Source organism: Plectonema radiosum NIES-515 (assembly GCF_025753815.1).
Classification (GTDB): domain Bacteria; phylum Cyanobacteriota; class Cyanobacteriia; order Cyanobacteriales; family Nostocaceae; genus Hassallia; species Hassallia radiosum_A.
This window is the reverse complement of the sequence record NZ_JAOWRF010000214.1, coordinates 15,636-29,381: the sequence shown is the minus strand read 5'-3', so window position 1 is coordinate 29,381 and position 13,746 is coordinate 15,636. Positions and strand designations below refer to the sequence as shown.

The window sequence follows — 13,746 nt, the reverse complement described above, 5'->3', positions numbered from 1 at the left end:
TTATCCCCCTTATCCCCCTTATCTCGGCATTTGATATACATTTGAAGGGGTGATGTCTTCTGACGCCCCGCTCAGAGTCTAGGCTTATGACGAAGGATGACAACAACGCTGCTAAATAATCGCTATCAAGTAATCGAGGTACTCGGTGCCGGTGGGTTTGGTGAAACCTTTCTGGCAGAAGATACCTATATGCCTTCTCGCCGTCGCTGCGCGATTAAGCAACTCAAACCGATCGCTGCCAACGATCCGCAAACTTACAAACTGATTCGAGAGCGGTTTGAACGAGAAGCAGCGACTTTAGAATATCTTGGCAAAAGTAGTGACCAAATTCCCGAACTCTACGCCTACTTTCCTGAGAAGGGGCAGTTTTATTTGGTTCAAGAATGGATTCACGGTCAAACCCTCACACAGGTTGTCGCAGCTAAAGGATTAGTCAGCGAAAGTACTGTACGAGAAATTCTTTTGCGTCTGCTGTCAGTTTTGGATTACGTCCATAGCAAAGGCATTATCCACAGGGATATCAAGCCGGATAATATTATTTTGCGCTCTAGCGATCGCTTGCCGATTTTAATTGATTTTGGTGCAGTCAAAGAAACGATCCGTTCGGTTGTCGGTACACCTGGATATCCTACTCAATCCCTTGTGATGGGTACACCTGGATATATGCCGAGTGAGCAAGCTGTGGGACGCCCAGTATATGCTACTGATATTTATAGCTTAGGTTTAACGGCGATTTATTTACTGACTGGCAAACACCCCCAAGAACTAGAAACCAACCAGCAAACAGGGGAAATAGTTTGGCTTGAATATGCGCCAAATGTATCTCCTTCTTTTGCGAAAATACTAAATCAGGCGATTAAGCCGCACCCAGGCGATCGCTATTCGACTGCTAGCAAAATGCTAGACGCTTTGCTTATCTCTAGCTCTGTGACTCCACAAGCAGCACCAACTATTGCCACAATCGCGCTCAATCCCGTTGCCCAAAAGCAAACCCACACACCTGCGACGCAAATCAAGCATAATCGAAACTGGCAAAAGCCTGCTTGGATTGTTGGGGGTTTGGTTGTGGGTAGCTTATTTGGTGCGGTAGCGATCGCTAATCTGACTCAGAAGCCTCAGCCTGAAGCTTCAATTGCGACATCGACCGAACCGGAAACTACTCAAAAAGCTACGCCAGCAGCTCCAACTTCTTCCCCAGAATCTCCAGTTTCTCCGAAGGAACCCGCCGATACGCCCGTTGCTTCCCAACCTGACCCAGCGCCAATTAGACGCACCTCACGGCGGCAACCAACAAATCCTGCACCTGTTGCGCCCCAAATTGCAGCCACTACGCAGCCCGAAACCCAGCAAACACGTACTTCATTAGATGAAAAACCAGCAGATATACCTGTACCGATAGTACCTGATAAAGCCCCCGCACCATCAGTAACTCAGCCACAAACAGAACAACCGTCTGAGCTTCTTAGCCCTGATGCAAGTCCACCACCGAAGAAAAGCAAAAAACCTGCCAAAGAAGCGATCGCCACAACAAACATCCAAAGCGTCCCCGCATTTCCTACAGGTACGGCAAGAAGCTCAGTAGAAGCCGCTTTGGGCAAACCAGCCAAAGATTTAAGAGGTGCTTGGAGCAATACCCGTGCTGTGACTTACACCTTAGTACCGAATCAAATCGACCTTGGTTACTTATTTGACCGCAATTCCGGAGAACTGCGTCAAACTGAAGCCGCTTTTGCCCAATCTGTAGACCCCCAAGTCATGCAGACAACCTTAGAAGGAATGCTAGGTGAGGAAGCAACTGAAGAAATTAAGCAAGGACTGCAACAAATCCAACAACGTCAAAAAGATAATGTCAGCTTTACCCAAGGTGGGTTAAAAGGTCAGATTGTGCGCCAGGAGTGTGATTTAATTTACATCAGCATTTGGGATGCCAACTTACATGACTTTGTGAGTGTGTCTCAAAACAGAAAGTGTTAAATATGACGTGGGTGAAGCGTGAAGATTTGATAATGCCAATTTTGGATCTGGCTGGAGTGGTGTCAATACGGTTGGTGTTAACGTATGTAGAGACGTTCCGGTGGAACGTCTCTACAAGGGTTTTGGGTTCACAAATATTCTTAACCGAACCGTATTGGGAGTGGTGTCAGTTAAAGAGTTGGACTGTTTAGACGAATCTGAGTATTTTTGACAAAAGCAGCTGGTTTAACCCAGCTGCTTTTGTGTTTAGTGGTGTGGGGAAAGCGATCAATTTATGTTATATTATGTCCCTTTAATTGACATTAATAAAAAAATCCGAAATCCTTGTAGAGACGTAGCATTGCTACGTCTCTACATCAGATGTAACCTACCGGACATGATGTTAATTACAACTGCCAACGATGGAAGATAGTACTATCAAGGTCAGTCATCCAAATATAAAATAATTCTCTTGAAATAGTATAAAGCATAATACTAAAATGTAAGTGAAATATCTAAAAAAAAGGAGTACATACCGTGACAGCATTTAACGACCAATATACAGAATTTTTCGAGGAAGAAATATTAGATGAAGATGAAAATAATCAAGAAGAAGAAAAAGTAAGTTTCCAATACGATCCTGAAAAAATTAACATCGATACAAGGGAGCCAACTATTGAGCAATTGCTTAGAAGAATTGATGAAAAAGCACTTAACTTAGCACCTGATTTTCAACGTCAAGCACATATATGGACTCCAGAAGCAAAAAGTAAATTGATTGAATCGATTCTCATTAGGATTCCATTGCCGGCTTTTTATATTGATGGAACCAATGAAGATGAATGGGTAGTTGTAGATGGATTACAAAGGTTGTCTGCTCTGAATCAATTTGTGATTGATAAAACCGATAGGAGACTTAAGTTAGTTGGATTAGAATACTTGAAAGAGTTAAATAATAAAACCTATGATGAATTAGAACGGAGATATCAACGTCGGATATTAGAAACTCAAGTTACAGTATATTTAATTGAAAAAGGTACGCCTTTGGAAGTTAAGTATAATATTTTTAAGCGTATTAATACAGGAGGTGTACGTCTTTCCAATCAAGAACTTAGACATGCTTTAAATCCTGGTGAAGCTATAAAAATTTTGGCTAAACTAGCTTCTTTTTCCGAATTCAAACGTGTTGTTAATCTCAGTGATTCCAAGAAAAAGAGAATGGATGATAGAGAGTTTGTGCTAGGATTTCTCGCTTTTTATCTAATTTACTATAAAGAATATAAAGATGAAACTAGAGATTCTTTTTTCAGTAAAGCTTTGTCGAAAATAAATAATCTTTCTACATCTAAAATGAAAGAAATAGAAGAAGTGTTTAAAAAAGCGATGATTGCGGCGTTTGATATTTTTGGTAATAATGCCTTTCGTAAAATTTCTCAGAAAAATAAAAGAAAGTTTCCAATTAATAAATCCTTGTTTGAAGTTTGGTCGGTAAATTTGGGAAAACTGGATAGTAAAGATATTCAAATATTAAAAGACAGAAAGCAAAAATTAATAAATACGTTTGTTAAATATGTAGATAACGACGCAGAATTTCTAGAATCAATATCTCAAGCAGCAAATAAAATCGAACATAGATTTGAAACAGTCGAGAAAATTATTCAAGAAGTATTATCATGATTAATTCTCTGAAGTTGATAAATTACAAAGCTTTTGAAAATCAGTTACTCGAATTTAAGCCACTAACTTTACTTTCGGGTTTAAATAGTACCGGAAAATCTTCTGTACTGCAATCCTTACTTCTGCTACGTCAATCTTATCAACAAGAATTATTGCCAAATGTCGGTTTAGCCTTGAACGGTGAATTAGTACGTATTGGTAATGCTCAAGATGCATTTTGTGAAAGAGCAAAAGAGGATTATCTTGGTTTTGAGATTATTTGGAAAGATGAAAAAAAAGGGATTTGGCATTTTAGCTATGACCAAATTAAGACAGATGCAGATGTTTTAAATACTTTAGATACGCAATCCTTATCAGTTGATCCTGGTGTCTACAAATTAAGTCTTTTTAATAAGAGATTTCACTACTTACAGGCAGAACGTCTCGGTCCACGAACATCTTATGATATGTCAGATTATCAAGCGCGACGACTAGGACAGGTAGGCACTAAAGGAGAATACACAGCACATTTTTTAGCCATTAATCAAGATAAAGATGTTCTTCAAAGTAAACTAAGACATCCAATGGCAAAATCTAACGCTCTTAGCAGCCAGGTTGAAGGATGGATGAGAGAAGTGAGTCCTGGTACAAGGATTAAAATCAACTCAAATTCAGATATAGGTTTGATGAGTTTGCAATATTTCTATGGGGATAGTAACCCCTATCGTACTACTAATGTTGGATTTGGAATTAGCTATACATTACCGATTATTGTGGCAGTATTAGCGTCTAACCCAGGTACATTAATTATAATTGAAAATCCAGAGGCTCATCTACATCCTAAAGGGCAAGTCAAGATGGGTGAGTTATTATCACTTGCAGCTAGTTGTGGTATTCAAGTTGTAATTGAAACTCACAGCGATCATGTTTTAAATGGTATTCGTCTTGCAGTTCATGGTGGCAAAATTAAGCCAGATGATGTTCAGTTACATTATTTTCAACGTCAAGAAAAACAAGGGCAAGCTGTTACAGAAGTAGTATCACCACGTATTGATAGAAACGGCAGAATTGATAAATGGCCCGATGGGTTCTTCGATGAATGGGAAAAAAGTTTAGATGTTTTACTTGAGCCTGCGGGGGAGTAGGACGTGGATTTTGACTTAATATTAAATGAACTGTCTCTGCGGAATCCTGCTTCAAATGAGCAAATAGCACAGCAAAGAATGTCTGAGCTAATTAAGACAATAAAAGCAGTGAAAGCTCAGGGAGTGAAGGTAAGTCTTCGCACTAAAGAAAATTTCCATACAATAATACTTGCACCTAACTATCCTTTACGTCGTTGGCTTAATGATAAGGAAGTAGATCAAGTTGAACGAGGTTTTATTAGAACTCTAGCAACTAAAGCTCCTTTTTCAACCGATACTGGAAATTCCGAGATCCAAGATATTGAAAATAATTCTAGCTTGTCTGAATTTCGCCACCAGGGAGAAATGGCTATTGGGCTTGGTATTGCTTATGTACTTGATACAATTGCAATTAGCTTGCTCTCTGAGGAATGCTGGGATTGTAGCCGCCTAGAACTTGAATTTAGATGCCTTAATCAAGATGAAGAGTTAATCCATGAACTTGTAGATATTATCCATGTTAGTCGTAGCAGTCATGTTCAAGAACACGCTGTTCTGATTCACGGTATTCAACAGCGTATTCGTCAAGAAGTTAGCGATGGAGTTGAGCTTTGGAATCGCAAAGAGGAACTTTTCCCCAGGCTGGAATTTTGTGAAGATGTCAGCAAGCAAATGCAAAATCTTTATCCCGGCAATCCAATGCTGCGACAGGTTATCAAACGTTTGTTTGAGCTTGAGGACTATTGTAAAATTTGGACAGATGGAGCTTTTAATTCAGACAATATTCCTAGCAAGGCTACTCCGGAAAGTGAGTCAAGGCTCAGGCAGTTTAAACAAGAACTAACCTTTAAGTGTCCTGATGGTGAGAAACGTATTTTTAGTTGGCATTTGCGGATGACTGGTGCAGGAGCTTGGCGGCTTCATTTCTCTGAAGAATTAGGACCAGGTAAAATCATCATTGGGTACATTGGCTCTAAAATCCAATGATTTCAGTACTTGATTATAAACAGCGATCGCTCTTCATTACCGTCTCCAATTTCACATAAGAAAGTTTTGACAACTAGAGAGGTGCGATCGCGCATTCTGCCAAATAGGTGATTTCGTAGCCGGACACGATATTATCCCCATACAGAGGCTTGGAAACGAGCGATCGCTTTGTGCATAATACAGACTTCATGGGCAATTCGAGCTACTTCTGTAGAGATGACAGTTTTGTCTCGCACTGCTTGCAATGTAGGAGTTATCTCATGGGGACGTGTTGTCAGTTCTGCCATCCGATTTGTGTGTAGCTGCTGGATGTGGTCATGAATTTCTTCTAAAAGTGTATCGATATTTGGCAATGGCTGGAGTGGCTGGTTGTGTTGCAAGACATCTACCAAGTTCTCTAAAACCTGAATTATTGCGGTTTCAAATAACTGTAAACCGGGCATTGGGTACTGTCCGCTAAATTCTCGCAAATGTTCTGTTAAGGTTGTGACTGAATTATAAAAGCTCCGCGTGTAGGCAAGCAAAGTCATTACAGGTTCCACTGCTCCCTGTAGATGACGAGGTTCACTCAGCAGTCTCTGTGCTGCTGCTGTAGCGTTGGCGTTTTCTAAAGCTGCTCGATGTCGTATTGCTGGAATAGAGTCAATATTTTGGCTGGAATCGATATAGGTAGTGATAACTTGTTGAAAGTAGGTAAGATCGGCTTGGATCGTTTTCGCTAGTTGGACAGGTAATTGCTGACGTTCCCAACTGGGAAATAGTAAATAGCCCCCAATTAAAGCCAATCCACCACCAATTAATGTATCTAAGATCCGAAACAAGCCAATTTCCCAGTTACCTGCATTAGTAATGTTGAGTAGCAAGATAATCAAGGGAGTGAGTAATAATACATACAAACCATAGTTTAATGGTTTTAGGGAAAAGGCGATGACTGTCAACACAAACATACTTCCTATTAGCAGCAGGTGATTGTGTATTAAAGATGCCAATAAAATCGCCAGAATTCCCCCTATAATTGTACCGCCTACCCGTTGTACTGCGGTCTTCCACGTGCCGCCAAAGTTGGGCTTCAAGATGACAAGTACCGTTAGCGCTACCCAGCTTCCTTTGGGAATTTGTAGCCAATCTGCTAGCCCTATGGCAAGTGCTGCGCTCAATCCTAAGCGTAGAGCATGACGCAAACCTGTTGAGCGCAACGTCAGATTATCGCGTAGGGTATTGAGAATTGAGGTACGATCCCAAACCGTCAATTTGTTAATATGAGGTTGTGTGACGCTGATTTTTTGATGATTTTGTAATTTTACAGCAATATCTACATCTGTATGTAGTTGTTCTGTAAGGGCTTGCATATTACTAACTATTTTGCGGATATTTGTTAACCCGTAATAGTCATGGGTATGTTGATAATGTTGAATTTGCAGATTTTGCCGCTTGCTTTCTAAAGTTGCGATCGCACTATCTAGTTCTGTGAGTATTACTGTCGTCTCTCCACCAGATGCGATCGCTCTTGCCAGTGTACGCATGGTGCTGACGAGTTGCTGCATGGCTTGGTGAATTTCTACTTCTAACAGAGCTAATCGTGGATGTTCTGCCACAACCTCCAGGGTTTCTGTCAAAGCTACCACCATAGTCATTAATTGACCTGCATTTTGAAGTAAAACTAATAGTTGAATGCCCCGACAGCTCGCTCCCTGACGCGAGTAGCGGACTGCTGACCAAACTTTGCGGGCTGTTTCTATATCCCGTGTCACCGCATCCTGTAAAAGTACCATCTCCCGTAAACGCTGTTGCTCTGAAATTCCATCTCGGCTGAACTGACTAGCTTGCTCTATCAAGGCAGCTAAGTTGAGATAGCACTTAGCAACAGCTTTGAGGACAGGTTTATAGGGGTGTACCACCCACAGCCCCAAAGACAATATCATTGCCCAACTGCCACCTGCTAAACACAGTGCTAATCGTTGTAGTAGTGTCGGTGGAATAGGTGCACCAATCGAGACGACAAACATCATTGAGGTGACAAAACCAACAGTATTGGCAGAGTTGCCATACAATCCCATCAACCCCGTCGCAGACACCCAGAGAAACGTTGCTATTACTGCCAACCACCAGCTAGAACCGACAACAGTGGCTAAAGGCATAGCCACAGCCACACCAATCATTGCTGCCAACAAAACAACGGCTCTGTCTCTATAAGCACCACCCCCATCGGCAATACTGACGTAGAGGGCTGCTAGAGCTGCCGTTGTTCCCCAACTGATGCGATCGCTAACGAGTCCCAATATAATTGGTACACACAATGCCAAGGCAGTTCGCAATCCTAAAGCGATCGCAGGTTTACCCGGTTGCAATTGAAAGGGTTTCCACAGCCATTTGATTCGTCTCTGTAGTGCGGATAGCATGACTAATTTTCGCATTCATGATTACAGGATTGCACTTCGGTTGTCATATTTTATAGCCCATATAACAACGCTCTCCCCCGTCTTTAAAGACGGGGTTTATCCCTATTACTGAAGCGTTCACGGAGGGAGCGTCTCCAACAAAAGAAGAATTCGTAGAGAGTGCGTAAATTCTACCCCTATAGAACAACAGATAAATATCCTCAGCAAGCAATTTTTACAGCAGGGGGTAAATAAAGCAACCATTTTAAATCGTTGAAAAGTCTGACTTTTGACTTGCGGTACTAGTTACCCCATTCCAAAGTAATTTCCAGATTTGCCGTAGATGTACCTTTCACTAGTAAAGCGGTGAGTTTTCCAGATTCAATGCCTATTTCTATACCAAATTTTACAGTGAATCTATCTGGCTTAACTTTGTGCAATGCTTCGGCAATTTCCTTAGACAGAGATTCTATCGTGTCGGTTACTTCGCTAAAAGGTCGGGTGTGAAAATTTATTTTGCGATCACCTATCGGTGTAGCTTCTACTTTGACACTTGTACCATCAGCAAGTTCTACGGAAATTATTCTACTTTGAAGTTCCATGTTCCTATGGAGAGGATTACTCTGCTTTTATAACATTCAATCATTGGTTATAAATCTTACTAAACAAATAATCAAAATAAAAATAATGCCGGGTGTAAATTCAAACAGCTTGCAGTCAGTAATAAAAGCGCCCAACTTATTCAACTTCCTCCTAAATTCATCGCCGCTAAAACAGCTTTCTGGCTAACATCTTGATAGACTGTTTCCAAATATTTCATTACTATATCCGCTGAAGTTAAATTTACAACATTTTCTTCTTCTTTTCCGAGAGGAATTGGCCCCAAAACATTTAACACCGTCTCGCTACCCGATGGTGCAATGACTACTAAAGAAGACTCTAACGGCTCATTATACTGCCAGAAAGTGTCAATTTTTAGAGTGTGTTGAGTGTTAGTTGTTAGTTGTTCCTTGTTGGTTATTTGGGAAGGTATTAATTGCGTTTGGTCATTGTTAGCGCTGCGGAATTGCCGTAAATCGCTGAGAATTTGCTCTTTAGTACGTCCGCGCAATTGAAACAGTACAAAAGGGTCTTCACTAAAGCGATCGCCTAATTGATAGTAAATTGCGCCAACATGTTTACACGGATTTGCTTTATCAGGACAAGAGCATTTACTATGAACATCTGATAAAGTGAAAGGAAACAACGAAAGACCATTACTACTAAATACATCTTCGATATTTTGTGGCATTTCTCCCGCTAAAAGTTTTGCTGCAAAAATCGCTCTTTTAGACATTGTTTCAATCACATAACCCCACTCTTCATCGCTAAAGGGATCGAGAGAAAGAGAAACTTTATATGGTTCAACTTCGCTACCTTGCACCTTAGCTAATACCTTTGCACCTTGAAATTCTATGCTGAGAACATTTCCCTGACGAGCATAAGTTCTCGCACGTTCTAAACGCTTTTTAAAACGATATGAATCTAATAAATCAAGCCACCTTTGTGACCACCATTCTCGACTCGCTTGCAGTGTGTCATTAATCATATCAATTTCTTGTTTGTTAGTTCTTAATTGTTGGTTTTTAGAGGGGTGTTTAGACTCTTTGACGCTTGGGTTAGGGAATCCCCATACTTAAAAGTAGGGGATTTGATATCGATGCCGTCGGGAACGGTGCAGAAAGCACTCTCAACCGACATCTTTTTTTTCTTTTCCATGTCTAAAGACATCTTTCTTGAAACCACGAGATCCGCTCTTCCCTGTTATTCCCTCTCTTCCAAGCGTCCCCAGCCTCTAGTTCAAGCGCCCCTTTTATGTTAAACTATTATCCACTAGCCAATAACAACTAACTATTAAAACTTTTTCATTCTGCATCTTCGTCTATTATTGCACTGCGGTCAAGTAATAGTAAGTTGCGGAGTTGGTCTGTATCCATTTCTGTTAACCACGCTTCACCTGCACCAACAACTTGTTCAGCGAGTTGCTTCTTACTTTCTATCATGTCATGAATTTTTTCTTCTAAAGTGCCTGTACAGACAAATTTATGTACTTGCACATTGCGGGTTTGCCCAATGCGAAATACTCTATCTGTGGCTTGATTTTCTACTGCTGGATTCCACCATCTGTCAAAGTGAAAAACATGATTTGCCCGTGTTAAATTAAGTCCGACACCACCAGCTTTGAGAGAAAGAATCATAATTGGTGGTCCTTGGGGGTCGTGTTGAAAACGGTCGATCATTTCCTCGCGTTGTTTTTTGGAGGTGCTACCGTATAAAAAGAAAATTTCTCGTCCTAGCTGCTTTTCTAAATGAGGTTTGAGTAACTTACCCCATTCGGCAAATTGTGTGAAAATTAAAACGCGATCGCTTTCTGAGATTGCGACATCTAACATTTCCTCTAACCGCTGCAATTTCCCAGAACTATGCTGTTCTAAAGTATTTTGTTTTAAATATTGCGATGGGTGATTGCAGATTTGTTTCAACTTGGTCAGCAAAGCTAAAATCATTCCCCGACGTTGCAATCCTTCTGCTGTTTCAATCTCAGCTAAAGACTCATCAACGACTTTTTGATAAAGTGTGCCTTGTTCGGGAGTTAAACCACAAAATACTGCCATTTCCTGCTTTTCTGGCAAGTCTTGAATAATTTCGCGATCGCTTTTCAGACGACGCAAAATAAACGGCTGCACTAATGAGCGCAATTGTTTCAAAGAAGCCGTGTCACCATACTTTTCAATTGGGATGGCAAACCGTCGCTGGAAAAATTGCTTAGTTCCTAAATACCCAGGATTGAGAAAGTCTAAAATAGACCATAATTCCTGCAATCTATTTTCTACTGGTGTCCCCGTTAAAGCAATGCGAAATGTTGCTTCTAATTGTCGCACTGCTTGGGACTGCTTCGCTTCCGAATTTTTCACATTCTGCGCTTCATCTAAAACAATTCCTTGCCAAGAAACGCTTTGTAATAACTTGATATCTCGGTAAACCAGTGAGTAACTAGTGAGAACTAAATCTTGCTTTTTCACGGATAAAGCAAACGCTTTACCTTTCGGACGTTTGTCACCGTGATATTGTACAACTTTCAGGGTTGGGGCAAATTTTTTAACTTCCCGTTCCCAGTTTCCTAACACTGAAGTTGGACATACGAGTAATGTTGGTTTTTCTAATGCTTCTTCTTGCTTTAAGTATAATAAAAAACAAATTAACTCAATAGTTTTACCTAATCCCATATCGTCGGCAAGACACGCACCTAAACCCCACCGTTCCAGAAATGCCAGCCAAGCGACTCCTCGTTCTTGATAAGGTCGTAATTGTCCTTGAAAGCTTTCTGGTATGGCTAAAGGTGCGATCGCTTGATTATTTGTTATAGCTCCAACTAATTCTTGCAATGCTCCAGACGCTTCAAAACTGACAACTGGTAATTTTTCAATTGTCTGAGTGTCCCCAGTACTCAAACGCAAAGCATCTTCCAAAGAAAGCGTCATTTTTTCTTTCCGAGAGGCAAAAAATGCTTGGGCAGTTTTAATATCTTGAGGACGCAACTCCACCCACTCACCGTTAATTTCCACCAGCGGACTATTTAATGCCACCAATCTGTCAAATTGCGCTTGAGAAATTGTCTGTCCACCAATAGCTAATTGCCACTCAAAATTTAGCAGACTTTGCAAACCCAAACGCCCTTGTTTGTTTGGCGTTTGTGCCATAATCTTTAAACCTAATTTGTTAGCAATATCCCCACGATTCGCTAAACTCGCAGGTAGAATTACCCCCAAACCACTGTCTTCAAAACGCCACGCTACCGACTTGATAAACTCATATCCTTGCATTGGATTGAGACGGCAAGATTGAGGATTTTCTGTTTCCAAACTCAATGCAATTGGCGGGTACAATCGAGAAGCTAACCCCAAACCGCGCAAAAACGTTTCTTGAGGCTGTTCAATTGTCCGATTTTGAACAAACAATTGTTCAACTGGATTATGCCAAATTGTTGCCGCATCTACTATAAATTCTGGATCGTCAGCCGCTTGCAAATAATAAGCTAACAACCAATCTGTTTCTCCTGACTCTGGAGGACGCAGTTGAAAACAAGTGCGAAATAAAGTTTTTCCCGTTATTTCGTATTGTACCGGCAAAGTCCAAGTTTTCAGCGCCGCTTCTAACCTTTCCACTCCCATTGTATCGGCGCTGACTGTTTGGGATGTACTATTTAAAGCTTGCAGCCACAATTTTACTGCCGGTGGTAGAGATGCCATTATTCTGGCTTCTATCACAGGTTGGGAACCTACCATTTTGCGAACTTGAGTATCTATCGTTTGGTGAAGAAATCCCAATAGCAATACAACAGGTTCTACTGGAAAATCTACTGCTAAGGGAAAAACTTCTTGACTCCTAACTCCAAACTCCTCACCCCTCACTCCTAACTCCTCACCCCTAACTCCAAACTCCTCACCCCTAACTCCAAACTCCTCACCCCTAACTCCAAACTCCTCACCCCTAACTCCAAACTCCTCACCCCTAACTTGATAAGTGCGGCAAACCAAAGGCATTTTCGCGGCAAATTTTTCTAGACGAGTTTGATCCACAGCACTATCTATAAGTGCTTGCCATTTAGCTGCGATCGCTTCATCTGATTGTCTTTGAATTGTCGGTAAAAATTTCCCTCGCGAGATTAAATCTAAACTCCAACGGGCAATTTGCGACCAAAAGCGTAAATCTCCTCCTAAAAAGGCATCTTCAACCTGAGCAGCACTCAGGGGTAGAGAAGTGAGAAATTCCATTGCTTGGCTTGGATTGAGACAAAAACCTTCAACATGCCAAGGTTGCAGGTATTGTGGAGATTCTGTTTCCTCTCCTAATGTGGCAGAATGCGCTATTGCGATCGCTATTTCTTCACCGCTTTCTCTAATCTGACTTGGTAAGGAAATTATTTGCGAATATACACGCAAATTATCTGTATTCTTTACAACCTCTTTCCTGTTCTTCCCAGTTTTACTTAAAGCCACTTGCGGCTGTATGAACTTGGCAATTGTCATGTGACGCGAATTTAACCATTCCACTAATTCCAGTGCGCTCATCGCCAATGGATGTTGTGGAATCTCCGTCGCACTTAAGGACAAATGCACATCCACAGAACGCCAAGTCTCTCCCCAAATAAATAAACAACCGCCCTGATTTTGAACTAACCAATTACCATGTAAAATTGCCATTCGTCAAACTAAATCTTTGATTTTGCTGATTTTATCTTTTTAATTTCGCAATAATTTAATTTATTCAATAATACATCCAAACAAAAATATTCACTCTCGGAAATATTAATTATTAATCAAATTGACTTTTATAATAGTATAATCAGATTATTTTTTCAAAAAAACTAATGATTTATATTCAAATGTAGCACCAAAAAAAATCATTTTTAATTTGCTTTATTTGCAGCTAAATAGAATGAGAATAATTTTGTCGTCATGGCAGTAGTAAATGGCACAAAACAACCAATCCAAATGCAATCGTCAGCGTTTTTTTGTACCATTTCCCAGTTGGTGCATTTGCTTTGTTTGTCACGATGGTTTCATTGTACAACCTAATACAGCGCTTCCGTTAGACGTAAAGGTCTG

General features: G+C 40.7%; 9 protein-coding genes. 5 read left to right on the top strand and 4 right to left on the bottom strand.

The genetic code is table 11. The features are described 5' to 3' along the window. Nucleotides 1-96: 96 nt before the first annotated feature. The 5 genes from OGM63_RS14710 (at nt 97) to OGM63_RS14690 (ending at nt 5,720) form a co-directional block, all read left to right on the top strand. The gene (locus OGM63_RS14710; RefSeq protein WP_263746332.1) at nt 97-1,974 is read left to right on the top strand and encodes a protein kinase domain-containing protein; all 1,878 of its coding nucleotides are present in this window, start codon (nt 97-99) and stop codon (nt 1,972-1,974) included. A 2-nt stretch (nt 1,975-1,976) separates the two neighbouring features. Further along, complete coding sequence (locus tag OGM63_RS14705; protein ID WP_263746331.1) at nt 1,977-2,165, top strand: hypothetical protein; 189 nt, start codon at nt 1,977-1,979, stop codon at nt 2,163-2,165. Between the two features lie 325 nt (nt 2,166-2,490). Beyond that, nucleotides 2,491-3,630, top strand: a complete 1,140-nt coding sequence (locus OGM63_RS14700; protein ID WP_263746330.1) for a DUF262 domain-containing protein — start codon at nt 2,491-2,493, stop codon at nt 3,628-3,630. After that, complete coding sequence (locus OGM63_RS14695; RefSeq protein WP_263746328.1) at nt 3,627-4,754, top strand: AAA family ATPase; 1,128 nt, start codon at nt 3,627-3,629, stop codon at nt 4,752-4,754. The genes OGM63_RS14700 and OGM63_RS14695 overlap by 4 nt, the downstream gene beginning before the upstream one ends. A 3-nt stretch (nt 4,755-4,757) precedes the next feature. Beyond that, entirely contained in the window at nt 4,758-5,720 is a 963-nt protein-coding gene (locus OGM63_RS14690) for a hypothetical protein (RefSeq protein ID WP_263746327.1), read from the top strand. A 131-nt stretch (nt 5,721-5,851) separates the two neighbouring features. Here the strand turns inward: OGM63_RS14690 and OGM63_RS14685 are convergent, their stop codons facing one another. The 4 genes from OGM63_RS14685 to OGM63_RS14670 all read right to left on the bottom strand — a co-directional run bounded on the left by OGM63_RS14685 (nt 5,852) and on the right by OGM63_RS14670 (nt 13,341). Then, the gene (locus OGM63_RS14685; protein ID WP_263746326.1) at nt 5,852-8,119 is read right to left on the bottom strand and encodes an FUSC family protein; all 2,268 of its coding nucleotides are present in this window, start codon (nt 8,117-8,119) and stop codon (nt 5,852-5,854) included. Nucleotides 8,120-8,400: 281 nt separating this feature from the next. Next, nucleotides 8,401-8,700, bottom strand: coding sequence for a CU044_2847 family protein (locus tag OGM63_RS14680; RefSeq protein WP_039748013.1), 300 nt, complete (start codon nt 8,698-8,700; stop codon nt 8,401-8,403). A 140-nt stretch (nt 8,701-8,840) separates the two neighbouring features. Beyond that, nucleotides 8,841-9,686 (bottom strand): SWIM zinc finger family protein, encoded by an 846-nt coding sequence (locus tag OGM63_RS14675; RefSeq protein WP_263746325.1) that lies wholly within the window; start codon nt 9,684-9,686, stop codon nt 8,841-8,843. Between the two features lie 316 nt (nt 9,687-10,002). Next, nucleotides 10,003-13,341: a sll1366 family intein-prone helicase gene (locus OGM63_RS14670; protein ID WP_263746324.1), complete on the bottom strand. Its 3,339-nt coding sequence runs from the start codon at nt 13,339-13,341 to the stop codon at nt 10,003-10,005. Nucleotides 13,342-13,746 lie beyond the last annotated feature (405 nt).

Excerpts from the sequence above, each read along its gene's own strand:
- OGM63_RS14710 (WP_263746332.1), top strand. The coding sequence starts at position 97 with ATGACAACAACGCTGCTAAATAATCGCTATCAAGTAATCGAGGTACTC.
- OGM63_RS14705 (WP_263746331.1), top strand. The coding sequence starts at position 1,977 with ATGACGTGGGTGAAGCGTGAAGATTTGATAATGCCAATTTTGGATCTG.
- OGM63_RS14695 (WP_263746328.1), top strand. The coding sequence starts at position 3,627 with ATGATTAATTCTCTGAAGTTGATAAATTACAAAGCTTTTGAAAATCAG.
- OGM63_RS14685 (WP_263746326.1), bottom strand. The coding sequence starts at position 8,119 with ATGCTATCCGCACTACAGAGACGAATCAAATGGCTGTGGAAACCCTTT.
- OGM63_RS14680 (WP_039748013.1), bottom strand. The coding sequence starts at position 8,700 with ATGGAACTTCAAAGTAGAATAATTTCCGTAGAACTTGCTGATGGTACA.
- OGM63_RS14675 (WP_263746325.1), bottom strand. The coding sequence starts at position 9,686 with ATGATTAATGACACACTGCAAGCGAGTCGAGAATGGTGGTCACAAAGG.
- OGM63_RS14670 (WP_263746324.1), bottom strand. The coding sequence starts at position 13,341 with ATGGCAATTTTACATGGTAATTGGTTAGTTCAAAATCAGGGCGGTTGT.